The 24,844-nt window shown below is 64.9% G+C and carries 17 protein-coding genes; 7 read left to right on the forward strand and 10 right to left on the reverse strand.

Annotated elements, in window-relative coordinates:
* Window positions 1-5: 5 nt before the first annotated feature.
* From EJ074_RS09515 to EJ074_RS09530, 4 genes are all read right to left on the reverse strand, one after another.
* Entirely contained in the window at window positions 6-3,155 is a 3,150-nt protein-coding gene (locus EJ074_RS09515) for an efflux RND transporter permease subunit (RefSeq protein WP_129553138.1), read from the reverse strand.
* 224 nt (window positions 3,156-3,379) lie between these two features.
* Window positions 3,380-4,531 carry an efflux RND transporter periplasmic adaptor subunit gene (locus tag EJ074_RS09520; RefSeq protein ID WP_165349900.1) on the reverse strand — a complete coding sequence of 384 codons (1,152 nt, stop codon included), beginning with the start codon at window positions 4,529-4,531 and terminating at the stop codon, window positions 3,380-3,382.
* A gap of 55 nt (window positions 4,532-4,586) precedes the next feature.
* Window positions 4,587-5,192, reverse strand: coding sequence for a TetR family transcriptional regulator (locus tag EJ074_RS09525; RefSeq protein WP_129553139.1), 606 nt, complete (start codon window positions 5,190-5,192; stop codon window positions 4,587-4,589).
* A 367-nt stretch (window positions 5,193-5,559) separates the two neighbouring features.
* Window positions 5,560-7,200 carry an acyl-CoA synthetase gene (locus EJ074_RS09530; protein ID WP_095808080.1) on the reverse strand — a complete coding sequence of 547 codons (1,641 nt, stop codon included), beginning with the start codon at window positions 7,198-7,200 and terminating at the stop codon, window positions 5,560-5,562.
* A gap of 205 nt (window positions 7,201-7,405) precedes the next feature.
* On the opposite strand from EJ074_RS09530, the gene EJ074_RS09535 reads away from it, so the two are divergent.
* The 3 genes from EJ074_RS09535 to EJ074_RS09545 all read left to right on the forward strand — a co-directional run bounded on the left by EJ074_RS09535 (window position 7,406) and on the right by EJ074_RS09545 (window position 11,823).
* The gene (locus tag EJ074_RS09535) at window positions 7,406-8,371 is read left to right on the forward strand and encodes a sugar-binding transcriptional regulator (protein ID WP_129553140.1); all 966 of its coding nucleotides are present in this window, start codon (window positions 7,406-7,408) and stop codon (window positions 8,369-8,371) included.
* Window positions 8,372-8,455: 84 nt separating this feature from the next.
* Window positions 8,456-10,510, forward strand: coding sequence for a bifunctional aldolase/short-chain dehydrogenase (locus EJ074_RS09540; protein WP_129553141.1), 2,055 nt, complete (start codon window positions 8,456-8,458; stop codon window positions 10,508-10,510).
* Window positions 10,511-10,746: 236 nt separating this feature from the next.
* Window positions 10,747-11,823, forward strand: a complete 1,077-nt coding sequence (locus EJ074_RS09545; protein ID WP_129553142.1) for a D-alanine--D-alanine ligase family protein — start codon at window positions 10,747-10,749, stop codon at window positions 11,821-11,823.
* Window positions 11,824-11,885: 62 nt separating this feature from the next.
* Here EJ074_RS09545 and EJ074_RS09550 read toward each other — a convergent pair whose 3' ends face one another.
* From EJ074_RS09550 to EJ074_RS09560, 3 genes are all read right to left on the reverse strand, one after another.
* Entirely contained in the window at window positions 11,886-12,938 is a 1,053-nt protein-coding gene (locus EJ074_RS09550) for a substrate-binding domain-containing protein (protein ID WP_129553143.1), read from the reverse strand.
* A gap of 44 nt (window positions 12,939-12,982) precedes the next feature.
* The gene (locus tag EJ074_RS09555; RefSeq protein ID WP_129554023.1) at window positions 12,983-13,978 is read right to left on the reverse strand and encodes an ABC transporter permease; all 996 of its coding nucleotides are present in this window, start codon (window positions 13,976-13,978) and stop codon (window positions 12,983-12,985) included.
* Window positions 13,979-14,055: 77 nt separating this feature from the next.
* Window positions 14,056-15,567 carry a sugar ABC transporter ATP-binding protein gene (locus EJ074_RS09560; RefSeq protein WP_129553144.1) on the reverse strand — a complete coding sequence of 504 codons (1,512 nt, stop codon included), beginning with the start codon at window positions 15,565-15,567 and terminating at the stop codon, window positions 14,056-14,058.
* Between the two features lie 136 nt (window positions 15,568-15,703).
* On the opposite strand from EJ074_RS09560, the gene mtnK reads away from it, so the two are divergent.
* The 4 genes from mtnK (at window position 15,704) to EJ074_RS09580 (ending at window position 20,248) form a co-directional block, all read left to right on the forward strand.
* Window positions 15,704-16,975: an S-methyl-5-thioribose kinase gene (gene mtnK, locus EJ074_RS09565; RefSeq protein WP_129553145.1), complete on the forward strand. Its 1,272-nt coding sequence runs from the start codon at window positions 15,704-15,706 to the stop codon at window positions 16,973-16,975.
* Window positions 16,972-18,066, forward strand: coding sequence for an S-methyl-5-thioribose-1-phosphate isomerase (gene mtnA / locus EJ074_RS09570; RefSeq protein WP_129553146.1), 1,095 nt, complete (start codon window positions 16,972-16,974; stop codon window positions 18,064-18,066). Before mtnK ends, mtnA begins: the two co-directional genes overlap by 4 nt.
* 202 nt (window positions 18,067-18,268) lie before the next feature.
* On the forward strand, window positions 18,269-19,333 hold the full coding sequence (gene fba, locus EJ074_RS09575) for a class II fructose-bisphosphate aldolase (protein WP_129553147.1): 1,065 nt from the start codon (window positions 18,269-18,271) through the stop codon (window positions 19,331-19,333).
* 189 nt (window positions 19,334-19,522) lie between these two features.
* Window positions 19,523-20,248 carry an MgtC/SapB family protein gene (locus EJ074_RS09580; RefSeq protein WP_129553148.1) on the forward strand — a complete coding sequence of 242 codons (726 nt, stop codon included), beginning with the start codon at window positions 19,523-19,525 and terminating at the stop codon, window positions 20,246-20,248.
* Between the two features lie 22 nt (window positions 20,249-20,270).
* Here EJ074_RS09580 and EJ074_RS09585 read toward each other — a convergent pair whose 3' ends face one another.
* Genes EJ074_RS09585 through EJ074_RS09595 form a run of 3 tightly spaced genes read right to left on the reverse strand, consistent with a single transcriptional unit; the run spans window position 20,271 to window position 24,837 of the window.
* Window positions 20,271-21,506, reverse strand: coding sequence for a VWA domain-containing protein (locus EJ074_RS09585; RefSeq protein WP_129553149.1), 1,236 nt, complete (start codon window positions 21,504-21,506; stop codon window positions 20,271-20,273).
* Entirely contained in the window at window positions 21,499-23,754 is a 2,256-nt protein-coding gene (locus EJ074_RS09590; RefSeq protein WP_129553150.1) for a DUF5682 family protein, read from the reverse strand. The genes EJ074_RS09585 and EJ074_RS09590 overlap by 8 nt, the downstream gene beginning before the upstream one ends.
* Window positions 23,755-23,757: 3 nt before the next feature.
* Complete coding sequence (locus EJ074_RS09595) at window positions 23,758-24,837, reverse strand: AAA family ATPase (RefSeq protein ID WP_129553151.1); 1,080 nt, start codon at window positions 24,835-24,837, stop codon at window positions 23,758-23,760.
* Window positions 24,838-24,844: the final 7 nt, after the last annotated feature.

A 24,844-nucleotide genomic window follows, 5' to 3' on the forward strand; every position in this document is an offset into this window, starting at 1 on the left:
CCTTCTTATTCCGCGGCCAGCGCCAACTGCGGCCTTTCAATGCCTTCAATGTCGGCCGGCTCCGGTGTCTGCTCTTCGGCCTCAGCCTTCTTGGGCTCGCGGCCGAAGAACAGGGCATAGCCGGCCGGCAGCACCAGGATGGTGAGCACCGTGGCGACCAGGATGCCGCCCATCATGGCGTAGGCCAGCGGTCCCCAGAAGACGGCGCGCGAGATCGGGATCAGCGCCAGCACGGCGGTCAACGCCGTCAGCATGATCGGCCGGAAGCGGCGCACGGCAGCACCCACGATCGCCTCCGATCGTTCCATGCCTGCTGCGATGTCCTGGTCGATCTGGTCGACCAGGATGATCGAGTTGCGCATGATGATGCCGAGCAGCGCGATGACGCCGAGAATGGCGACGAAGCCGAATGGCGCGCCGCTGATCAGAAGCGCTGCCGCGGCACCGATGATGCCGAGCGGACCGGTGGCCAGCACCAGCATCGCCTTGCCGAAATGCTGCAACTGGACCATCAGCAAGATGACGATGATGGCCAGCATGATCGGCGCTTTGGCCGCGATCGAGGCCTGGCTTTCGGCCGAGTCTTCGGCGCCACCCTGGATCTCGATCTTGTAGCCGGGCGCCAGGCCTGCGCGCAGGTTCCTGATGTCGTTGTACATCTTGGTGACGACGTCGTTCGACTGCACGCCGTCGGGCAGCGTGCCGCGCACGGTGATCGTCGGCAGGCGGTCGCGTCGCCATTCGATGCCCTGCTCCATCACGGGCACGACCTTCGCCACCTGCGACAGCGGCACAGAGCCGCCGAAGTCGGTCGGGATGTACACCGAGTCGACGGAGGACAGCAGATGGCGGGTGGCGTCCGGCTCGCGGGCGACGATCGAGACCGTCTCCTCGCCATCGCGGAAGTCGTCGAGCGGCGCGCCAGCCATGGTGGCCTGCAGCATCTGGCGGATGCGTTGCGAGGTGACGCCGAGCGCGCGGGCGCGGTCCTGGTCGATCACCAGCTTCATCGCCGGCACCGGCTCCAGCCAGTCGTCATGAACGGCGCCGAGCAGCGGATTGGCCTGAAAGCGCTCCTTCACTTCGTCGGCGATGCGGCGCACTTCCTTGCGGTCCGGACCCATGACGCGCATCTGCACCGGCCAGCCGGTCGGCGGGCCGAGAAACAGGCGATCGACCTTGGCGCGGATCGAGGGGAAATCCTCGGCGAGAATGCCGCGCAGCTTGAGGATCAGCCGTTCACGCGCCGGTTCGTCCTTGGCCATGACCAGGAGCTGGGCGAAGTTCGGATTCCTGAGCTGCTGGTCGAGCGGCAGGAAGAAGCGCGGCGCGCCCTCGCCGATATAGGTTGCGATGAAGCGCTTGTCCTGGTCGTCCATCATTTTGGCTTCCAGCGCCTTGGCCTGTTTTTCGACCTCCTTGATCGAGGTGCCTTCGGGCAGCCAGAGATCGACTAGGATCTCCGGTCGCGAGGACTGCGGGAAGAAGTTCTGCGGAATGAACTGGAAGGCCCACAGGCTTGTGCCGAAGGTGACCAGCGTCATCACCAGCACGATGATGCGATGGCGCACGGCCCAGGTAACCGTCGCGCGCAGGCGGCGGTAGAAGCCGGTGTCGAAGACATCGTGATGCGAGCCGGCGTGCTTGCGCTGCTTCAGAATCATGTGGCCCAGCCACGGCGTGAAATAGACCGCGACGAACCAGGACACGACCAGCGCGATGCCGACGACATAGAACAGCGTGCGCACATATTCCCCGGCGGTGGAGGCGGCGAAGCCGACCGGGATGAAGCCGGCGGTGGTGATCAGCGTGCCGGTGAGCATCGGGAAGGCGGTCGAGGAATAGGCAAAGCTCGCCGCCTCGATCTTGACCAGTCCCTCCTCCAGCTTCCGCTCCATCATCTCCACGACGATCATGGCGTCGTCGACGAGCAGGCCGAGCGCGATGATCAGCGCGCCGAGCGAGATGCGCTGCAGGTCGATGCCGATCTCGTACATGATGGCGAAGGTAGCGGCCAACACCAGCGGAATGGCGATGGCGATCACCAGGCCGGAGCGCCAGCCGATCGACAGGAACGAGACGACGAGCACGATCAGCAGCGCCTCGCCGAGCGCCTCCATGAACTCGTTGACGGCATCCTTGACGACCTCGGGCTGGTCGGAGATCTGGTCGACAGCAACGCCATAAGGCAGCCCCTCCTCGAAGCGCTTGTAGGTCGCCTCGACATCCTTGCCGACGTCCCTGACATTGAAGCCCTTGGCCATGACGACGCCGACCTGGACGCTCTCGTGGCCGTTGAAGCGGTATTTGCGCTCGAACGGGTCCTCGAGGCCGGAGGTAACTGTGGCGATGTCGCCGAGCCGCGTCACCTGGTTGCCGGAGCGCAACCTCAGTTCTCGGATGTCGGCGGCTTTGGTGACGTCGCCCTCGACCGAGATGCGAACGGAGCGCAGGCCGGTATCGACCGAGCCCGCCGGGTCGACGGCGTTCTGGCCCTTGATCGCGTTCTGCAGGTCGAGGATGGTCAGGCCACGCTCGGCGAGCGCCTTGGACGAGACGTCGACATAGATCTTCTCCGGCTGGTCGCCGATGATGACCGCCTTCTCGACACCCGGCGTCGTCAGCAGCATGTCGCGCGCCTGGATGGCGAATTTCTTCAATTCCGGATAGGTGAAGCCGTCGCCGCTGATCGAATGCAGCGTGATGAACGTGTCGCCGAACTCGTCGTTGAAATAGGGACCAAGCAGGCCCTGCGGCAAGTCGCTGGCGATGTCGCCGACCTTCTTGCGCACCTGGTAGAAGGCGTCCTTCACCTCTTCAGGATTGGTGTCGCCCTTGACCTGCAAGGTGATGATGGCGCTGCCGGCGCGGGTGTAGGAGCGCACGAAGTCGAGATGCGGCGTTTCCTGCAGCTTGCGCTCGATCTTGTTGACGACCTGGTCTTCCATGTCCTGGATCGAGGCGCCCGGCCAGATCGCTTGCACCACCATGATGCGGAAGGTGAAATCCGGGTCTTCCTTCTGGCCCATGCGCATCAGGCCCAGCGCACCGGCAACGATGATCAGGCCGAACAGGAAACGGGCGATGCTCGGATGTCCGATCGCCCAACGCGAGAGATTGAAGGGGCGCTTCTCAGTGCTGCTGTCGGTGGTCATGGCACAAGTCCAGTCCAATTGGTCGGCAAGGCACGCTTGCCGTTTAGTCGTGATGTCTCTGTCGGGTTTCCGGGCGACAGGGCCCTGCGGCGGAGAGACGCGCAATCGCTCTGGAGCGGCATGGACGCGGGGGAGCCATCATGCCGGCATCTTGGCGATCGGGCGCCTGTCGCCCGGAAACCGTGGCCTGCCCGGCCCTCGGCGAGGCAGGCATTTCTTCGTCGCTAGCGCACGCTGCTGGTTGCCGCGACGTCGTCGCTCGCCGAGGCGGATTGCTGCTCTGCATCGCCCGAGAGCTTGACCTTGAGATTTTCGGTCATGAACTGGGTGCCGGCCGCCACCACCACGTCGCCCTGCTTCAGGCCGTCCGCCACAGCGACACCGTCGGCGGTGAAATTGGCAACCCTGATCGGGCGCGGATGCACCGTCTCCGAGGCGCGGTCGACCGTCCAGACGATCTGCTTGCCGTCCTTTTCGGTCATCGCGGTCAGCGGGATCGACACCAACTGAGCCTTGCTGCCGACGGTCGCCTCGACATTGGCGGTCATGCCGAGCAGGACCCGCGGGTCGTTGGGCAGCGAGACACGAACCGCGAACGTGCGCGATTGCGGATCGGCGCTGCCGGCGACCTCGCGGACCTTGCCGTCGAGGACGAGCGCGTCGTCCGACCAGAAGCTCGCCTTGACATCCTTGCCCGGCTTGAAGCCGGCAATATCCATCTCCGGCACAGCGATCAGCACCTCCTTCTCACCGTCGACAGCCACCGTCATCACCGGCGTGCCGGCGCCGACCACCTGGCCGATATCGGCCGAGATGGTAGTGACGATGCCGTCTTCACTGGCCTTGAGATCGGTGTAGCGAACCTGGTTCTGCGCCTGGGCCAGGGTCGAACGGGCGGCATCGCGCGTCGCCACGGCCTGGTCATAGGTGAGCACAGCCTGATCGAGCTGCGACTTCGGCGCGAAATTCTTGGCATAGAGCTGCTCGGCGCGCTTCCTGGCGAGATCGACGGTCTCGACCTGCCGTTCGGCGGCGTCGAGGCTCGCCTTCGCGCTCTTCACCGACAGCTCGTAGTCGGACGGATCGACGCGGGCGAGCACGTCGCCGGCATTGACATGCTGGCCAATGTCGACGAGGCGCTCGGTTACCTTGCCGGCTATGCGGAAGCCGAGATTCATCTCGGTACGGGCGCGCACGGAACCGGAATAGTCGAGCTGGCGGGTGGTCTGCGCCTCACCGATCTCGACGATCTTGACCGGCCGGATGACTTCCTGAACTTCCGCCTTCTTCTCTTGGCTGCAGCCGGCAAGCCCGAGCGCCGCGACGATGAGGCCGGCGACCGGCAGCCTGCGGAGGACGAAACTGGACAAAGACACCTTAGCACTCCCGAAGTGGAGATGATCGTCGACACCGGCACCCGGCGGGCGGCGGCTATTTCAAGGCTCTGATGGCAAAATCGATGAGGTCGTCGGGCATCGCCCGGTTGGTCTTGGCCAGGCATTGCGCGACCATCTGCGGATGGCACAGGATGACAGTGGAAGCGCCAAAGCAGCGGGAGGCAATGACCGGATCCTGCTCCCTGAACTCGCCGGCCGCGATGCCGTCGCGGATCACCTCGGCGAGGAGGTCGTGGATGCGGTCGACATGCTTGTCGATGACGCCCCAGTCGCGCTCCAGCGCGACGATGACCATCTCATGCACCTTCTGCTCGTCGAGCATGACCTCGAGCGTCATCTTGTACTGCGCGTGAACGTAGCGGCGCAGCCGCTCCTCGGCGCTGAGCGGCAGGCGCGAAATCTCGTAAGCCATGGCGTAGCTGGCGCCGAGCATGCGGCCGCATACGGCCTGGTGGATTTCGACCTTGGAGGCGAAGAAGCGATAGATGTTGGCCGGCGACATGCCGAGCTCGCGGGCAATGTCGGCGACGTTGGTCTTGCCGTAGCCGTAGTGCCTGAACAGGCGTTCCGCGCAATCGAGAATGCGAGTCACATTCTCCTGTCTGGCGGGATCGGAAACGATGTGGGCGGCTTCTGACATAACTCTCTGTCGTTTGATGAGTGACGAATTTCAATTTTCGTCACTCGTAAATCGAAACGAGCGAAATGTCAACGCGGATTCGACGTACGCGTATAATTGGTGACAGATGGTGACAGGCGGGGAGCGCGGGCGGGGGTGCGGCGTGAAAACCTCGAGCACAGCGATCCTTCGCGCCCCCTCTGTCCTGCCGGACATCTCCCCCACTTGGGGGAAGATCGGAAGCTTCGATGCAGGCGCTATATGCTGCGACGTCGGAGATTGGCGAAGGCCAAGGTGATGGCCAATCTCCCCATCTGTGGGGGAGATGTCCGGCAGGACAGAGGGGGGCGCTAGCCCGCCGACGTCGAAATTCCTAGCCTCGCCGAGCTCACGCCCCCTTGGCCATTTCCCGCAGCCTGAACTTCTGAATCTTGCCCGTCGAGGTCTTGGGAATCTCCGCGAACACCACCGCCTTCGGCACCTTGAAGCGGGCGAGCAAGCCTCGGCAATGTTCGATGATCTCGGCCTCGCTCGCGGTCTTGCCGGGCTTCAGCTCGACATAGGCGAGCGGCACCTCGCCCCATTTCTCGTCGGCGCGCGCCACCACGCCGCAGGACGCGACGGAGGGATGCTTGTAGAGCGCGTCCTCAACCTCGATGGACGAGATGTTCTCGCCGCCCGAGATGATGATGTCCTTGGAGCGGTCCTTGAGCTGGATATAGCCGTCTGGGTGCATGACGCCGAGATCGCCCGAATGGAACCAGCCGCCGGCGAAGGCCTCGTCGGTCGCCTTGCGGTTCTTCAGATAACCCTTCATGACGATGTTGCCGCGGAACATGACCTCGCCGATGGTCTCGCCGTCGGCAGGCGTCTCCGCCATCGTCTCGGGGTCCATCACCGTCAGACCCTCGAGCGCAGCATAGCGCACGCCCTGGCGCGCCTTTTTTGCCGTTCGGGGCCCTTTTTCCAGTTCGTCCCACTCGTTGTGCCATTCGTTGACGACCGCCGGGCCGTAGGTCTCGGTCAGCCCATAGAGATGGGTGACGGCAAAGCCGGCATCGGCCATGCCGGAGAGCACGGCTTCGGGCGGCGGCGCGGCGGCGGTGTTGAAGGTGACGGTCTGCGGGAACTGGCGCTTGTCCTCGTCCTTCGCGTTGATCAGCACCGACATGACGATCGGTGCGCCGCAGAGATGGGTGACGCCATGGTCGGCGATGGCATCATACATCGGTTTCGCCCGCACCCAGCGCAGGCAGACATGGGTGCCGGCCTGCACGGCAAGCGTCCAGGGGAAGCACCAGCCGTTGCAATGGAACATCGGCAACGTCCAGAGATAGACTGCGTGCTTGGCCATGCCGGCATGGATTGTGTTGGCATAGGCCATCAGCGCCGCGCCGCGATGATGGTAGACGACGCCTTTCGGATTGCCAGTTGTCCCGGAGGTGTAGTTCAGCGAGATGGCGTCCCACTCGTCGTCGGGCAACGACCAGGCGAATGCTTCGTCACCTTCAGCGACGAAGTCTTCGTAGTCGAGCGTGCCGATCCGCTCGCCTTTGGGATAGGGCGCATCGGCCGCGTAGTCGGGATCGTCGTAGTCGATGACCAATGGCTTGACCTTGGCCAATGCCAGCGCCTGGCTGACGATGCCCGAGAACTCGCGGTCGACGATCAGCAGCTTGGTGTCGGCATGGTCGAGTTGGAAGGCGAGCACGGCAGCGTCGAGCCGGGTGTTCAGCGAATGCAGCACTGCCTTTGTCATCGGCACGCCGAAATGCGCTTCCAGCATGGGCGGGGTGTTCGACAGCATCACCGTCACGGTGTCGCCTTTGCCTATCCCACGTTTCGAAAGCGCCGAGGCGAGCTTCAGCGAACGGCGCCAGAAATCGCGATAGGAGATGCGCCGGCTGCCATGAATAATGGCGACATGATCGGGATAGGTCTTGGCCGCCCGCTCCAGATAGGTCAGCGGCGTCAGCGGCTGGTGGTTGGCGGCGTTGCGGTCGAGATCCTGTTCGTAGGGATTGGCCATCCCGTCCTCCCCAGAGTGCTTTTCGTGCTTTCTAGCCGCATGGCGGCAATCATGCCATCCCCCGCGAACGGCGGGAAAATGCTATGATATGGGCGTCTGGCAGAATGCCTCGTTTCGAGCCAATCCTGCAGACCGACAAATCATGCCGATAATGCCGATTTGACTTTTGTCGAGAGCCGTGACTAATGTCAGTCGAGGAGACGGCATGGCGATCCGACCGGCAGAACAGCTCATCCACAAGGCCGCCTGGCTTTACTATGCCCATGGCCTTCGCCAGGACGAAGTGGCGACCCAGCTCAAGATTTCGCGGGCGTCCGTCGCCATGTATCTGCGCAAGGCGCGCGAGACCGGCATCGTCAACATCTCGACCTCGACGCAGCTGTTCACCGATGACGTGACCGCGCGCAGACTGGAGGACGCCTTCGCGCTCGACGCCGTATGGATCGCGCCGGAAAATGCCTATGTCGCCGATCCCTCGACCGACATAGCAGTGCTGGCGGCGAGCGTCTTTCTGGAGCTGGTGAAGAAAGGCGATCGCATCGGCGTCGCCTGGGGCCGCACCGTCTACACCATCGCCGACATCATGTCCTATGCCGACCTGCAGGACGTCACGGTGGTGCAGCTCTGCGGCAATCTCGGCGCGCCCTATTCCTACCGGCCCGACCAGTGCACGATGGAGATCGCGCGCCGGCTGAACGCCAAGGGCCTGAATTTCTACGCGCCCCTGGTGCTCTCGACCGAGGAACTGGCAAAGGGCCTGCGCGCCGAGCCGGTGATCCGCGACCAGCTTGCCGGGATCAGCAACTGCGACCTGGCGCTGTATTCCGTGGGCACGGTCGATTCGGACAGCCATGTCGTGAAATGCGGCGCGCTCAATCCCGCCGAAATGCGCGACTTGCGCAGCCGAGGTGCTGCCGGCGTCATCGCCGGACAGATCATCGACCAGAAAGGCGAAGCGCTCGACTGCAGCTACAACCGACGCGTCATTTCCGCCGAGCTCGCGTCGCTGCGCGCCATCGAGAAGCGGCTGATGGTGGTGCAGGAGGACAGCAAGTTCGAGCCGCTGCTGGCGGCTATGACCGGTGGACTCTGCACGCATCTGGTGATCGGCGCCCGCATGGCCGAACGCCTTCTCGAGCACGCCGGAATGGCCAGCAAGAAGGCTTCCTAGAAGAATCACCCTCGCCGCTTCTGTCATCAGGACGTCGCGGCCTATGTTTCATGAGCAGCAAGAAGACGGACATCGGACGGAGAAATGAAGAACCTTTGGAACGACGCCGACGCGGAAAAGATGGTTGCGGACTATGGCAGGAAGGGCGTCAGCCGCGACCTGGCGCTGCGCGTCTACACGACCCGCCTTCTTGGCGGCGAGCCGCGGCTGGTGCTGCATGGCGGCGGCAATACCTCGTGCAAGACCAGGGCCACCGACCTCATCGGCGACGAGTGGGACGTGCTCTGCGTCAAGGGCAGCGGCTGGGACATGGCTATCATCGAGCCACAGGGACTGCCGGCGGTGAAGATGGGCGCGCTGCTGAAAGCCCGCGCTCTTGCCAAGCTTTCGGACGAGGACATGGTGGCGCTGCAGCGCTCCAACCTCATCGACCCTTCCTCGCCAAACCCGTCGGTCGAGACGCTGCTCCACGCCTTCCTGCCGCACAAATTCGTCGATCACACGCATTCGACTGCCGTTCTCGCCATTGTCGACCAGGAAGACAGCAAGGCGCTGGTGAAGACGGTGTTCGGCGAGAAGATGGGCTACGTGCCCTACATCATGCCAGGCTTCGACCTGGCCAAGGCAGCCGGCGATGTCTTTGACGCCGACCCGAGCGTCGAGGGCCTGATCCTCGACAAGCACGGCATCTTCACCTTCGGCGACGATGCCAAACAGGCTTACGACCGGATGATCCATTATGTGACCGCCGCCGAGGACTATGTCGCGAAGAACGGCAAGGCCAAGGCGGCAAAGGCGGCGCTGCCGGCGAAACTGGCCAGGCCGAGCGATATCGCGCCGATGCTGCGCGGCGCGGTGGCGGTTGCGCGCGGCGAAGGCCGCTTCGACCGCATGATCAGCGATTTCCGCACATCCGATGCGATCGTCGATTTCGTCAATTCGGCCGGGATCGCCGAGCTGGCCGGACGCGGCGTGTCGACGCCGGATCTTTCGATCCGCATCAAGACCGGGCCGATGGCTGTGCCGGCGCCAGACGCCGACGCGCTCGGCGACTACAAGGCCGTCATCCGAAGCCATGTCGAGGCTTTCGCCAAGGATTACCGCGCCTATTTCGAGGCCAATGACGCGCTCGACAACGTCAAGCGCACCATGCTCGACCCGATGCCGCGGCTGACGCTGGTCCCGGGCCTCGGCATGTTCGGTCATGGCCGCACATTGAAGGATGCCAAGATCGCCTCGGACATCGGCGAGATGTGGATCGAAGCGGTGCGCGGTGCGGAGGCCATCGGCCATTTCCAGCCGCTCTCCAAGGCCGACCTCTTCCCGCTCGAATACTGGTCGCTGGAGCAGGCCAAGCTCGCCTCCAACAAGCCGAAGCCGCTGACCGGCCAGATCGTGCTGATCACCGGCGGCGGCGGCGCGATCGGCGCCGCGACGGCCAAGCTCTTCGCCGCCAACGGCGCGCATGCGGTTGTCGTCGACCTCGATCCCGCCAAGGCCGCGGAGGCGGCAAAGGCGGCCGGAAACAATTCGATCGGCGTCGGCGCCGACATCACCAATCCGGCCGAGATGCGGGCTGCCTTCGACAAAGCGGTCGCGGTCTATGGCGGCGTCGACATCCTGGTCTCCAACGCCGGGGCTGCCTGGGAAGGACGGATCGGCGAGCTCGACGACGCCACCCTGCGCAAGAGCTTCGAGCTCAATTTCTTCGCCCATCAGTCGGCGGCGCAGAATGCGGTGCGCATCATGCTGGAACAGGGCACCGGCGGCGTGCTGCTTTTCAACACCTCCAAGCAGGCGATCAATCCCGGGCCGAAATTCGGCGCCTACGGCCTGCCGAAGGCCGCAACCTTGTTTTTGTCCAGGCAATATGCGCTGGACTATGGCGCGCATGGCATCCGCTCCAACGCGGTCAACGCCGATCGCATCCGCTCGGGTCTGCTGACCGACTTCATGATTGCCAGCCGCTCCGGCGCGCGCGGCGTGTCGGAGAAGGAATACATGTCCGGCAACCTGCTCGGACAGGAGGTGACGGCCGAGGACGTGGCGCAGGCCTTCCTGCATCAGGCGCTCGCCGATCGCACCACCGCCGACGTGACGACGGTGGACGGCGGGAATATTGCGGCGGCGCTGCGGTAGGCGTCGAAGCAGCACCCCAGCAAAAGAGCGGCCTCGAGCCGCTCTTTTCTTTTGCCGCCCCGCGCAATTGAAGGCCTGCGCTACCGCCCCTGCCCTGACCGGCCAAAATCCCGCTTCAATCTTTTCCTTGGGTCGACGGCTTGAATGCGAAACGGAATCTCGTATACGAGTATACGATATGCCTCTTCGCCGCCGCGGCGTCGGGGTCAGTTTCCAACCCCCGATCATTGGTGGAGATGTCCATGGCCACGAAAAGAATTCGCATCGGTGTGCTTTTCGGCGGACGCTCGGCCGAGCATGACGTGTCGGTGCTGTCGGCGACCAATGTGATGCGGGCGCTGGAGCCGGCGAAATACGATGCCGTTCCGATCTTCGTCACGCGCGAAGGCCAATGGCTGCTGAGCCGCTTCGAGCGTGGCGAGTTGGCGAAACCTTCGGCCGGCACGCAGGTCTGCCTGGTGCCGGGCGGACATGGACGGATGCTGGCAATCCCCGCGGACGGGCCGCCGCACGAACTGCCCGCGATCGACATCCTGTTTCCCGTCCTGCACGGCCTGCATGGCGAGGACGGCGCTGTGCAAGGGCTGGCGGAAGTGGCGCGCGTGCCGCTCGCCGGCTGCGGCATTGTGGGTTCGGCGACAGCCCTCGACAAGGATATCGCCAAGCGCTTGTTGAAGGCGGCGGGCCTGTCCGTCGCACGGTCTGTCACCATCCTGCGCGAGGCCGTGCCGGCCTTCGCCGAGATCGCGAACGCGCTCGCGCTTCCCGTCTTCATCAAGCCGGCCCGCCAGGGCTCGTCGGTCGGCGTCAGCAAAGTTTCCAGCGAAGCGGATTACGAAGCCGCGATCGCTGAGGGCTTCAGGCACGATGGCAAGCTGCTTGCGGAGGAGTTCATCCGTGGCCGCGAGATTGAATGCAGTGCGCTGGAGGATACGCAGGGAGGTCTCTTCATCTCCCGCCCCGGCGAAATCGTGCCGGCCGAAAGCCACGGCTTCTACAGCTACGACGCCAAGTATATCGACAAGGATGGAGCGGCGCTGAAGGTGCCGGCCGAACTGCCTGAAAGAGTTGAAAGCGACATCCGTGAGACGGCAGCGAAGGCGTTCCGTGCGCTGGGCTGCGACGGCATGGCCCGCGTCGACTTCTTTGTGAAGCCGGACCTGACGCTCCTGATCAACGAACTCAACACGATTCCCGGCTTCACCGACATCAGCATGTACGCCAAGGCGATGGCGGCGAGCGGCGTCAGCTATCCGGACGTCATCGACCGGCTGGTGGCGCATGGGCTCTCCCGCGCCGCGCGATCGGCCTGAGGACCGAAGAAGCAAAAAGAGCGGCCCCGGAGCCGCTCTTTTCATTGCCATCGCAAGCGATGTTACTTCGCGTTCGGGTTCGGCATCCAGGCCGGCATCGCGACGTCGGCATGGGCGAATTGCGGCAGCTTGGCCGACAGATCCTCCATGTTCTTGATGTCCTTGTCGATCAGCTCCTTCTGGGTGATCAGCGTCGGCGGCACGATGACATTGTGGCCGGGATCCTCACCGGCGAGCAGCTGCGCCAGCGCGCGGACGGAAACCTGGCCGACCACGGCCGGGTTGGTGGCGGCGGTGGCGGCCCAGGCGCTGTCGGGCTCGCGCATCGCGGCAATATCCGAAGTCGAGATGTCGGCCGAGTAGATCTTGATGTCCTTGTTCAGGCTGGCCTCGTCGACGGCAATCTTCACGCCCTTTGCGAACTCGTCATAGGGCGCGAACATCACCTTGATGTCGGGATGCGCCTGCAGCACCGAGCGCGCCTGGTTGGCGACGGAATTGGCGATCGGGTTGTCGAGCGTACCGAACATGGCGACCTCGCTGATGCCCGAATGCTTCTTCTTCACGTCCACCCAGGTCTCGTTGCGGCGGTCGAGCGGCGCGATGCCTGCCACGTAGACGTAGCCGGCCTTCCAACTCTCGCCATTGTCTTTGACCGCCTGCTCGAGCGCCAGGCGCGCGAGGTCGCGGTCGGACTGCTCGATCTGCGGGATCTTCGGGTTCTCGACATTGACGTCGAAGGCCACGACCTTGATGCCGGCATCAACCGCGCGCTGGGCGGCGTCCTTCATCGATTCCGTCAGGCCGTGCTGGATGATGATGCCCTGCACGCCGAGTGCGATGGCCTGGTCGACCATGTCGGCCTGGAGCGCCGCGTCCTGGCGGCTGTCCAGCACGCGCAAATCGATGCCGAGCGCCTTGGCCTGCGCCTCGACGCCGGAGAGATAGGCCTGGAAGAAGTCGCCGGTCGAGAGATAGCGCACGAGGGCGACCTTGACGCCGGGCTTGTCGAAGGGCGCCGGACGATCCGCTGCCAATGCGGTGCCCTGCATCAGCAGCGCCGCGCCCGCAAGGCCGAGTGCGGCCTTTCCGAAAAGTCTTCTTGTGATGCTCACTTCGTTTTCCTCCGTTGTTTTGTTCAATCTGCCCCGGTCGAAAACTATCTCTTGCCCCTGCCGGAAAGGGCGAAGGTGAAGACAAGGGCGACGACGAGAACCGCGCCCTTGACGAAATCCTGCGTGTAGTAAGGGGCGTTCATCATCGTCAGGCCTTGCAGGAGGACGCCGACGAAGACCGCGCCTACGGCCGTGCCGAAGGCGTTGGGCTTGGCGGCGCCGAGCACCGCGTAGCCGATGAGTGCGGCGGCGACAGCGTCGAGCAAGAGATTATTGCCCGAGGCGATATCGCCGCGTCCAAGCCGGGCGGCGAGCAAAATCCCGCCGATCGAGGCAAAAACTCCCGAAATGACATAGGCCCAGATCTTGTATGCCTTGACAGGCGCGCCGGCGAGTTCGGCCGCGCGCTCGTTGGACCCGACCGCGTACATCATGCGGCCGAAACGGGTGTATTCGAGGAAGAACCAGATCACCACCGCAAGCATGATCAGCACCACCACCGAGACCGGGATGAGGTTCGGGATGAAGAAGTCGATGCGGTGACGGCCGAGCGCCAGGAAGGCCTCGGTGAACTTGCCGTTGGCGACCGAGCCGTCGGGCATGGTCATCCCGGTGGCGATCGAACGGCCCTCGGTCGGGATGCGCTGCAGGCCAAGCAGCAGGAACATCATGCCGAGCGTCGCGAGCAGGTCCGGCACGCGCATGTAGACGATCAGCCAGCCATTGATCAGGCCGACGGCGACGCCAATGACTAGGCAGGCAATGACGGCGACAACGGCGTTCTGCTCCAGCACCACCATGGCATAGGACGCCGCCATCATGGCGCTGGTGGCCACCGACCCGATCGACAGGTCGAAGCCGCCGACGACAAGTGTCGCGGTGACGCCGAGCGCCAGCACGCCGGTGATCGCCACCGACTGGAAGATGAAGACCGCACTCTGCGGCGAGACGAACCCGTCGGCGGCGATCGCGAAATAGGCGATCAGCCCGAAGAGCAGGACGATGAAGCCATAGCGGATGGCATAGTCGCGCAATGTCATCGAACGCTCCCGCGCAGTTGCCCTCTCCGCCAAACTGGAACTCATGCCTGCACTCCAAATCTCGTCATCCGGCGATCTCACGCGGCGCTGTGAAGCGGCCCGCCGGCCACCTCCGCCAGCAGGCGGTCGAGGTCGATATCGGCATTCCTGTGCTCGCCGACAATGGTGTGTTCGGACATCACCAGAATGCGGTCGGCGGTCTCCAGCGCCTCGTCGAGCTCGGTGACGAAGAGAAGCGTAGCGCGGCCGTCGGCGCTTGCCCGCAACTTCGCGGCGATGTCGCGCCTGGCCGAAATGTCGACGCCCTGGAACGGCTCGTCGAGGATGAACAGCCGCGAGGCCTGCGACATCCAGCGCCCCACCATCACCTTCTGCTGGTTGCCGCCCGAAAGCGCCGACAGCTCGTCCTTCTCGGAGCGGCAGACGATGCCGAGCTCGACGATCTGGCGGCGCGCCACAGCGCGTTCGGCGCGCTTCTTCATGACTCCGAGGCCCGACATGCGCTTGAGGAACGGCAGGCTGATGTTGCGCTCGATGTTGAAGCCGCTGACGATGCCGCTGGCTGCGCGATCCTTGGCGACGAGGTAGACGCCGGCGGCGATCGCGTCGCGCGCCGACTGAGGCGCGTAGGACTTGCCGTCCATATGCATGGCGCCGGCAAGCGGGCTGCGCACGCCGAACAAGGTTTCGGCAAGCGCTGTCTTGCCGACGCCGACCAGGCCGGTGATCGCCACCACCTCGCCGGCGCCGAGCGTCATCGAGATCGGCTTCGATCCTTGCGCGATCTGCAGGCCTTCGGCGCGGAAAACCGCGCGCGCCGAGCTTCTGGCAACGACCCGGTCGAGATGGATCTTGCGGCCGAGCATGGCGTTGACGGCGCCTTCATAGTCGAGCGGCTTCGTGTCGAAGACGCCGGAGATGACGCCGTCGCGCTTCGAGACGATGCGGTCGGCAAGCCGCCTGATGTCCGACATGCGATGCGAGATGTAGAGAATGGCGACGCCCTGCCCGCGCAGCCGGTCGATCAGCGAAAACAACCGGTCGGCCTCGGCGCTCGACAGCGAGGAGGTCGGTTCGTCGAGGATCAGCACCTTGGGCCGATGCGCCATCGCCCGGGCGATCGCCACCATCTGGCGGTCGGCGAGCGAAAGGTCGGCAACGCGTGCCCTGAGATCGATCGCCAGCCCCATGCGGTCGGCAACGGCCCTGGCCTCAGCACGAACATTGGCGGGCTTGAACAACAGCGAGGCGCCCTTGCCGCTCAGCCTGTCCAGCGTCAGATTGGTGGCGACGTCGAGATCGGCCACCACGCCGTCATTGATGTTCTGATGCACGGTGACGACGCCCGCGCGGATGGCCTCTGCCGGCGTCTTCGGGTCAAAGGCCACACCGGCGAGCCGCATCGTGCCGCCGTCGCGGTCGTAGACACCGCTGACGATCTTGACCAGGGTGGACTTGCCGGCGCCGTTGGCGCCCATCAGCACGATCACTTCACCGGCGAACAGCTCGAGCGAGACGCCGCCAAGCACCTCGTTGTGGCCGAAGGATTTCCTCAGGCCCTCCACACGGAACACGGCGTCTGCGCCCATTCGTTCCTCCCTGACGTCGACGCTATGGGCTCGCTCGGCAATTGTCAACACGATTGACAATTGACAAAGCGCTACCTAGCTTGGCCCCGCCGCCATGGCTCCGCTATCGTTGGAAGACATGAGCAGGAGGGTGAGGATGACCGAGACGAGGCCTTTCGAAGCATTGTCGGTGGAGACGCTGGCGAGCCGCCTTGGCGAGAACGAAGCGCTGACCGAGCGGATCGGTAGCGATGCCGGCCAGTGGAAAGTGCGCGAAGTCGGCGACGGCAATCTGAACCTCGTCTTCATCGTCGAGGGCGACAAGGGCGCCGCCGTGGTCAAGCAGGCGCTGCCCTATGTGCGGCTGGTCGGCGACAGCTGGCCGTTGCCGTTGAAGCGCTCCTTCTTCGAATATCATGCGCTGACCAGGCAGGAGGCGCGGGCGCCGGGCTCGGTACCGGCGATCTACCATTTCGACGAGACCCAGGCGCTGATCGTCATGGAGTATCTGTCGCCGCACATCATTCTCAGGCGCGCGCTGATTGAAGGACGCGAGCTGCCGAACATCGCGCTCGACATCGGCCTGTTCATGGCCCGCACGCTGTTTCGCGGCTCCGACCTGTCGATGGCGGCAAAGGAGCGCAAGGCCGATCTCGCTTTGTTCGCCGACAATGTCGAGCTCTGCGACATCACCGAGAACCTGGTGTTCTCCGACCCCTATTTCGATGCCAGCATGAACCGGCACACCAGCCCGCAGCTTGACGGCCTGGTGGCCGAGCTGCGCGCCGACCGCAACCTCAAGGTCGAAGCGCAGCGGCTGAAGCACCTTTTCGCCGCCAATGCCGAGACGCTGCTGCATGGCGACCTGCATTCCGGTTCGATCATGGTCACCGACACGGAAACCCGTATGATCGATCCGGAATTCGCCTTCTACGGCCCGATCGCCTTCGACGTCGGCATGCTGCTCGCCAATTTCTGGATGGCCTTCTTCTCTCAGCGCGGTCATGAGGAAAAAGGCAGCCGGGACTCGATGCGCGCCTACCTGCTCAAGGTCACCGCCGAGACCTGGGCCATCTTCCGCGCCGAGTTCTCGCATCTGTGGCGGACAGAACGCACCGGCATGCTCTACCAGAGGAGCCTGTTCGAGGATCAGGGCGACCGGCTCGGCTCGGAGCAGGCGCTCGACCACATGCTGTCGGGCATCTGGACCGACCTGCTCGGCTTTGCCGGCATCGAGGTGCACCGGCGCATACTCGGCCTCGCGCATAACGCCGATTTCGAGACCATTGCCGACGCGGATCTGCGCGCCACATGTGAGGCCAAGGCGCTACGCTTCGGCCGCCATATCGCCGTGAACCGGCGCCGGATCCACATCATCGACGAGGTCAACAATCTGGCCGCGCTGATCGAACAGGAGAGCGGAATTTGAACGTCGGCGACCGCCACTACCGCACGATCTGGCTGAGCGACGACAAATGCTCGGTCGAGATCATCGACCAGCGCTGGCTGCCGCACGAGTTCCGCATCGAGCGGATCGGAACCGTCGCCGGCATCGCAACCGCCATCCGCGACATGTGGGTGCGCGGCGCCCCGCTGATCGGCGTCACCGCCGCCTACGGCGTCGCCATCCAGATGAGGGACGATGCGTCGGACGAAGCACTCGACGCGGCGTGGGAAACCCTGCACGAGACGCGGCCGACGGCGATCAACCTGCGCTGGGCGCTGGACGAGATGAAACGCTTTTTGAAACCGCTCGCGCCCGAACAGCGCGCCGAGGCCGCCTATCGGCGCGCCGCCGAGATCGCCGACGAGGATGTCGGGCTGAACCGCGCCATCGGCGAGAACGGGCTTGCCATCATCAAGGAGATCGCGGCGCGCAAGCAGCCGGGCGAGACCGTCAACATCCTGACCCATTGCAATGCCGGCTGGCTGGCGACGGTCGACTACGGCACCGCTACCGCGCCGATCTATCTGGCGACCGAGGCCGGCATTCCCGTGCATGTCTATGTCGACGAGACCAGGCCGCGCAACCAGGGCGCCCAGTTGACGGCCTGGGAGATGGCCGGCCACGGGGTGCCGCACACGTTGATCGTCGACAATGCCGGCGGCCACCTGATGCAGCACGGCGACATCGACATGGTGATCGTCGGCACCGACCGCACCACCGCCAATGGCGACGTCTGCAACAAGATCGGCACCTATCTCAAAGCGCTCGCCGCCGCCGACAACGACGTCCCCTTCTACGTCGCGCTCCCCTCGCCCACCATCGACTGGACGGTCGGCGACGGGCTTGCCGAGATTCCGATCGAGCAGCGCTCCGGCGACGAAGTCTCGCTGGTCTGGGGCAAGACGGCCGACGGCAAGGTCGCGCAGGTGCGCGTCTCGCCCGACACGACGCCGGCGGCCAACCCCGCCTTCGACGTGACCCCGGCGCGGCTGGTCACCGGCCTGATCACCGAGCGCGGCGTGGCGAACGCCTCGCGCGAGGCCCTGAAGGCGATGTTTCCCGAGCGCGGCTGAGCGCTTTCGGCGAAATTTGTCACCGGTTACCGGGCAAACGCGCGGCAACGCGCCTCATGGCCGGCATTTCCATCATTCCGTAACAAGAGTTGCTTCGGCGAAGGTTGCGGTCCAGCGGGATTCCGGCCAGAAGCATCCGGCCGGCCGACGAGCGGACGGCCTATGAACACAGGCTCGAAACCAGCTTACGGGAGACTATTGGGTGGCTCGCATCACATTGAGACAATTGCTCGACCATGCCGCCGAACACGGCTATGGCGTGCCTGCCTTCAACATGAACAACATGGAACAGGGGCTCGCCATCATGGAGGCGGCCGAGGAGACCAAGTCGCCGGTCATCCTGCAGGCCAGCCGCGGCGCGCGCGCCTACGCCAATGACGTGGTGCTGGCCAAGCTGATCGATGCGCTGGTCGAGATCCACCCCGACATTCCAGTCTGCATGCATCTCGACCATGGCAACAACGAAGCGACCTGCGTCACCGCGATCCAGTACGGCTTCACCTCGGTGATGATGGACGGCTCGCTCAAGGAAGATGGCAAGTCGCCGGCCGACTATGCCTATAATTCCGGCATCACCCGGCGCGTCGTCGACATGGCGCATTGGGGCGGCGTCTCGGTGGAAGGCGAGATCGGCGTTCTCGGCTCGCTGGAGAGCGGCGGCGGCGAGCAGGAAGACGGCCATGGCGTCGAAGGCGAAATCAGCCACGATCAGTTGCTCACCGACCCGGTGCAGGCCGAGCAGTTCGTGCGCGACACGCATGTCGACGCGCTGGCGGTCGCCATGGGCACCAGCCACGGCGCCTACAAATTCTCGCGCAAGCCGGACGGCGCGGTGCTGGCCATGAACGTGATCGAGGAGATCCACCGCCGCCTGCCCAACATGCATCTGGTCATGCACGGCTCGTCATCGGTGCCGGAAGAGCTGCAGGAGATCATCAACAAGTATGGCGGCCAGATGAAGCCGACCTGGGGCGTGCCGGTCGAAGAAATCCAGCGCGGCATCAAGCACGGCGTGCGCAAGATCAACATCGACACCGACAACCGCATGGCACTGACCGGCGCGATCCGCAAAGTGCTGACCGAGAACCCCAGCGAGTTCGACCCGCGCAAATATCTGACGCCGGCTATGGCCGCCATGAAGAAGCTCTGCAAGGAGCGCTTCGAGCAGTTCGGCACCGCGGGCAACGCGCCGAAGATCAAGCCGATCCCGCTGTCGGACATGGCCAAGCGCTACAAGTCGGGCAGCCTCGATCCGAAATTCGGCTAAGCGACCATCTCCCGCGACCGGCTGACCTCGGTCGCGGGAAGCCTATCCGCTTCCTTGGCGGCGCGCATCGCTGCCAGGTGAAGAGCCGTTTGCGAAGCCGAAGGGCGTCGCAGCGGAACCATCGGCGGTCAAGCTAAGTTGAACAGTCCAGACGCAACGGAGGGCGCGGCTGCGCTGCCCTGACGGACGATGTTCGACCCGCTTTGCTGCGACATGCCGCTTCACCCGACCTGGCCGGACCTCGTCGCGCGGCTGCTGCTCACATTGCTGGCCGGTTTCCTGATCGGCCTGAACCGCGAGGCGCGCGGCCATTCGGCAGGGCTGCGGACGACCATTCTCGTCGGCCTTGCCGCCGCCGTTGCCATGGTGCAGGCCAACATGCTGCTCGACGTCGTCGGCAAGGGTCCGGATTCGTTCGTGCGCATGGATGTGATGCGCTTTGCGCTCGGCGTGCTCACGGGCGTCGGCTTCATCGGCGGCGGCGCCATCCTGCGCCGCGGCGACCTCGTCACCGGCGTCACCACCGCCGCGACCATGTGGATCATGACGATGATCGGGCTCGCCTTCGGTGGGGGCCAGTACGGCCTCGGCGCGACCGCGACGGTGCTGACGCTGGTGACGCTGCAGGCGTTGAAATGGGTCGATCTGCAGATTTCCCGCGACCACAAGGCGATCGTCTCGGTCTCATGGCCGAAGAGTTCACCACCCGATCTTCAAGAAATGGTGCAGCCACTCGGTTACACCGCCCGCTTCGTCGGCATGGAGCACAATGCCAGCCGCGACAGCTTCGTATATTCCTTCAAGCTCGAGTGGAAGCAGCCCGATGCGCTCGAACCGGCGACGGACGTGCTCGCAGTGATCGGCCAACATTGCTCGGTCGAGCGGTTCGAAATGATCGGCGAGAAGCCGTCCTGAGCCAGCCCCAAATTCGCCCAAGCTACTCGGCCGCGTTTGGCGTTTCGGCGTCGGCGCGAACGAGCTTGATATCCGCGCCCGCCGCCCAGGCGCCGATATCCTCGCGGCGCAGTGCGGCCGCCATCATGTCGGGGAAATGGTCCGGCGTGCAGGCAAAGACCGGGATGCCGAGCGCCGCCACCGAACCGGCCATGGAAGGATCGTATCCGGGCCGGCCCTGGTCGGTGAGCGCCAGCAGCACCACGACATTGACGCCCGACCGCACCAGCATGGCCAGTCGGCGAAGCAGTTCCTGGCCGTTGCCGCCTTCATAGAGATCGGTGATCAGTATGAAATGAGCCTTGGTCGGCCGCTCGATGCGCTCGGCGCAATAGGCCACCGCCTGGTTGATGTCCGTGCCGCCGCCCAGCTGGACGCCAAACAGCACCTCGACCGGATCGCTGAGCTCTTCCGTCAGGTCAACGATGGCGGTGTCGAAGCAGACCAGCTTGGTGCGCACCACCGGCAGCGAGGCCATGACCGCAGCAAAGATCGAGGCGTAGATGACCGAGCTCGCCATCGAGCCTGACTGGTCGACGCAGAGCGTCACTTCGTCGAGATCGACCAACCGGCGCTGGCGGCGCATGAAGCCGACCAGCTTTTCCGGCACCACGGTCTTGTGCTCCGGCTGGTAGTGGCGAAGGTTCGCGGCGATGGTGCGCGGCCAGTCGATGTCGCGTTGCCGCGGCCGGTTGGTGCGCCTGGAGCGGTCGAGAGCGCCGCGTATCGCTTCGGCTGTCTTCTGCTCGAGCCGCTGCATCAGCTTGGCGACAATGTCGGAAATGATCGAGCGGGCGATGTCCTTGGTCTTGTCCGGCATTGCCGAGCGCAGCGAGACCAGATCGGCAACGAGATTGACGTCGGCCTCGATCGCCTTGAGGAATTCCGGCTCCATCAGCATCTGCTTCAGGTTCAGCCGCTCGAAGGCGTCCTTCTGCACGATCTGGACGACCTGCTCGGGGAAGAAAGAGCGTATGTCGCCCATCCATTGTGCAACACGCGGCGCCGAGCGGCCGAGTCCCCCGCGCCGCTTGCGCGGGTCGCCGGCGGTGTCGCCGCTGCCGTCGCCGTAAAGCGCATCGAGTGCCGCCGAAAGCTTGCGGTCTTCCGCCGACAGCGCCGACGAAGTCTCATCGTCGGCACCGATCGCCAGCCGCCAGCGGCGCTCCCGCGGCCCTTCCGTCGGATCGAGGTCCGGCGCAATCGATTCCTCATCCATTGGCGGCCTCCCCTGCAAACAGCTTGCCCAGAAGACTAAAATGCCGGCGCCAGGCCTCGCCGCCGTCGGGCACCGGCGTCAGCCCGGCGGGCAGGCTTGCTCTTTTGCCAAGCACGGCCTCGATCAGGCGACGGCGCTCCATGCTGTCCAGGTTGGAAAAGACGCGGCGCAGCAACGGCAAATGCGCTACGAATGCCTCCTCGTCCAGCAAAGCCAGCCACGCATCGACGGCGCCGCGCAGGCCTTCGTCATAGATCAGCCTCTGGCCGGCGCCGCTGAAGAAGCGCTCGAAGAAGGCAGCGGCATCGGCGATCGGCGTTCCGGGCGACAGGCGCATCCCCAGCAGGTCGGCCGCGGCTTCAGCGGACAGCAGACCGGCCTCGTAGAGCAGATGCGCGGCGCAGCCGGCGACGAGCGCCGTCGAGCGCGACGAATCGAGCACGGCCGCCAGGCCGTTGCGCCAAGCCTCCAGGACATGCTCGTCCGGCTCCACCAGCCTGATCGCCTCGTCGGCCTTGCGCATCGCCCCCATGAGCGCGCCTGCAGCCTGCGCGTCGAGATCGCGGGCGGCGTAGGGCAGCGCGATCGAACCCTCGATGATCAGCCGCTCCAGCAGGCCGGCGAGGCGCTCCGTCTCTGTCTTGCGCGCTTCGCCGTAGCGGATGATGTCGGCGAGCGGCGGCACCGAGGCCAGGAGTTCCAGACATTCGCTGCTGTGCGCTGCCTTTTCCTCGAGTGCAGCGAGGCCGGCCGCGGACGCCTCGCTCAGCGCGGCGGTGATGGCGCCCTGGACCAGCGTGGCAAGCGTATCGAGCGTCGGAGCAGCGCCGATCATCTGGATCAGGCGACCGTTGGCGGCCTTCTCGATCGTCGGGCCATAAACCAGGTTCTCCACCAGGCGAACGGCATATTCCGGCTGCCAGGCCAGCATCCAGCGCTCGCGGAAGGTGCCACGGCTGCGGCCGGTATCCGTCAGCTTGCCCCAGTTCACGCCAAGCACGTTCAGCCGGTGCAGCAGCGTCGATCGGAAGAGCCCGCTTTCGCTGCGCAGGTCGACGGAGAGTTCCCGCTCCAGCGCTTCGGGCTTCAGCCGGGCCGCTTTCTGGTTCCTTTGCAAATCGTCGATCAGCGGCGCGAGCGGCGTATCGGGCGGAATCTCGCCGACATCGGCGCCAAGCAGCAGCTCCGCCTCGACCATCTTCCACAGCAAGGCCTCGCCGTTGAAGAGGGCGGCGATCGATGCGTCTCGCAGTTCCTCGAAACCCGGCTTCGGCCGTTCGCGTATGGCCGCCAGCGCCCGCGCCAGGCGTTCGGCTTCGATGAGCGAGGCGGTCGAGATCATATGGCCCCTGGCCCGCAGCACCGCGGCGATCCGCGCCAGCCACAGGACCGAGGCGTCGTCCTGCCCCCGCGCCTGCCACAGGTGCTTGCACCAGCCGGGCGCGAGGACGCCGGCGCCGTAGCCATAGCCCAGCGCCAGGCGCGGTCCGGTCCATGGCGCGAAGGTCATCGTGGTCTTGCGCCGGCCGATGCCCTTGAGCAGCGCCTGGTCGCTTTTTTGCGTATGCGCCGCCTGCAAGGCCGGCACATGCCAGGCGCCGCAGACGACCGCGAGCGGACCGTCGAATTCCTTCCGCGCGGCGGCGATCTCCAGCCGCATATGCGCTTCACGCATGGCCTCGAACTTGCCGATCGAAGCCTCGCCGTGGCGCAGCGTCGTCATCGCTTCCGCGATGGCCGCGAAGATCGGGCCAGGTTCGGGATTCTGCTCGATGACGTCCGACCACCAGCTTTCGCCGTCCTCATAGCCTGCGGCGCGCGCCAACATGCCGATCGGATCATGGACGGGCGATATTTCTTCGCCCGGTGCCGTGCCATCAGCTTCCGCCGCATCGGCATCTGCCGGATTGTCAGGCGCCATCTCGGCCAGGCGCGCCGCGGACGGCAGGTCGATGAAGCGCAACGCCGCCTTGTTGGCGACGGCCCAAAGCGCTGCCTGATACTCCGGCGAGAATTCGGCGAAGGGCCAAAAGCTGGTCGCGGCGGGATCGTCCTCCGGATAACAGAGCAGCGCCACCGGCGGCTTCATGTCGGGGCTGGCGAGCAGCGGCAGCAGCGGCGAAGCGTCCGTCGGCCCTTCGATCAGCACGGCGACCGGCTGCAATTCCTGCAACGCCTTGACCAGGCTTTCGGCGGAGCCTGGCCCATGATGGCGGATGCCGAAATAGCTGATGCCGCCCTGGGTCATGGTTCAGATGGCCGCGTTGAGCGCCGCATAATAGCCGGCATAGTCCGGCCGCTTCTTCAGCACCGTCTCGAGATATTCCTCCAGCACGATCTTGTCCTGGACCGGATCCTTGACGATCGCGCCGACGAGGCTGGGCGCAAGGCCCTCGGCGTGCAGCTTGCCGCCGTCGAACCACGCTGCCTGGCTGAGGCCGCCGATCATGGTGGCAATCGCCTCGGCGGTGGAGAGCGAGCCTGACGGCGTTTTCAACGTCACCTTGCCGTCTGATGTCGCGCCGGAGCGCAGCTCGCGGAAGATGGTGAGCACGCGGGCGATCTCCTCGCCGACATTCTTCGGCACCGGCAGATCCAGTCCCCCTGCCATCTCGCCGACGCGCCTGGAGACGATGGAGACTTCTTCCGCCATGTCGTCCGGCAGCGGCAGCACCACGACGTTGAAGCGCCGCTTCAGCGCCGAAGACAGCTCGTTGACGCCCTTGTCGCGGTTGTTGGCGGTGGCGATGATGTTGAAGCCGCGCTGGGCATAGATCGAGGTGTTCAGCTCCGGCACCGGCATCATCTTTTCGGACAGCACGGTGATCAGCGTGTCCTGCACGTCGGAGCCCATGCGGGTCAGCTCTTCGAGGCGGCAGAGCTTGCCTTCCTGCATGGCGCGGTAGAGCGGCGTCGGCACCAGCGCCTCCTGGCTTGGGCCCTTTGCCAGCAGTTGGGCATAGTTCCAGCCGTAGCGGATCTGGTTCTCGTCGGTGCCCGCGGTGCATTGCACGATCAGCGTCGAGTTTCCCATGATGGCGCCGGCGAGATGTTCCGAGACCCAGGACTTCGCCGTTCCGGGAACACCGAGCAGAAGCAGAGCCCGATCGGTCGCGAGCGTGGCGATCGCGGTTTCCATCAGTTGTCGGCGGCCGACATATTTCGGGGTGATGAGCGTGCCGTCGCTCGCCTTGCCGCCCATCAGATAGGTCAGCACGGCCTTGGGCGACAGGCTCCAGCCGGCAGGCTTCTGGCGGTCGTCGCCGCGGGCGAGCGCCTGCAGTTCGGAGGCGTAGAGCTGCTCGGCCGGAAGGCGGATGGCTGCGTTCATGCGATCT

The sequence above is a fragment of the Mesorhizobium sp. M3A.F.Ca.ET.080.04.2.1 genome, from assembly GCF_003952525.1.
In the GTDB taxonomy this organism is placed as follows: Bacteria; Pseudomonadota; Alphaproteobacteria; order Rhizobiales; family Rhizobiaceae; genus Mesorhizobium.

Coding starts and splice junctions, on each gene's coding strand:
- mtnK (WP_129553145.1), top strand. CDS start 15,704: ATGACCGAGACGAGGCCTTTCGAAGCATTGTCGGTGGAGACGCTGGCG.
- EJ074_RS09515 (WP_129553138.1), bottom strand. CDS start 3,155: ATGACCACCGACAGCAGCACTGAGAAGCGCCCCTTCAATCTCTCGCGT.
- EJ074_RS09525 (WP_129553139.1), bottom strand. CDS start 5,192: ATGTCAGAAGCCGCCCACATCGTTTCCGATCCCGCCAGACAGGAGAAT.
- EJ074_RS09585 (WP_129553149.1), bottom strand. CDS start 21,506: ATGGATGAGGAATCGATTGCGCCGGACCTCGATCCGACGGAAGGGCCG.
- EJ074_RS09535 (WP_129553140.1), top strand. CDS start 7,406: ATGGCGATCCGACCGGCAGAACAGCTCATCCACAAGGCCGCCTGGCTT.
- EJ074_RS09595 (WP_129553151.1), bottom strand. CDS start 24,837: ATGAACGCAGCCATCCGCCTTCCGGCCGAGCAGCTCTACGCCTCCGAA.
- EJ074_RS09590 (WP_129553150.1), bottom strand. CDS start 23,754: ATGACCCAGGGCGGCATCAGCTATTTCGGCATCCGCCATCATGGGCCA.
- EJ074_RS09545 (WP_129553142.1), top strand. CDS start 10,747: ATGTCCATGGCCACGAAAAGAATTCGCATCGGTGTGCTTTTCGGCGGA.
- EJ074_RS09540 (WP_129553141.1), top strand. CDS start 8,456: ATGAAGAACCTTTGGAACGACGCCGACGCGGAAAAGATGGTTGCGGAC.
- EJ074_RS09530 (WP_095808080.1), bottom strand. CDS start 7,200: ATGGCCAATCCCTACGAACAGGATCTCGACCGCAACGCCGCCAACCAC.
- EJ074_RS09560 (WP_129553144.1), bottom strand. CDS start 15,567: ATGGGCGCAGACGCCGTGTTCCGTGTGGAGGGCCTGAGGAAATCCTTC.
- EJ074_RS09555 (WP_129554023.1), bottom strand. CDS start 13,978: ATGACATTGCGCGACTATGCCATCCGCTATGGCTTCATCGTCCTGCTC.
- EJ074_RS09580 (WP_129553148.1), top strand. CDS start 19,523: ATGTTCGACCCGCTTTGCTGCGACATGCCGCTTCACCCGACCTGGCCG.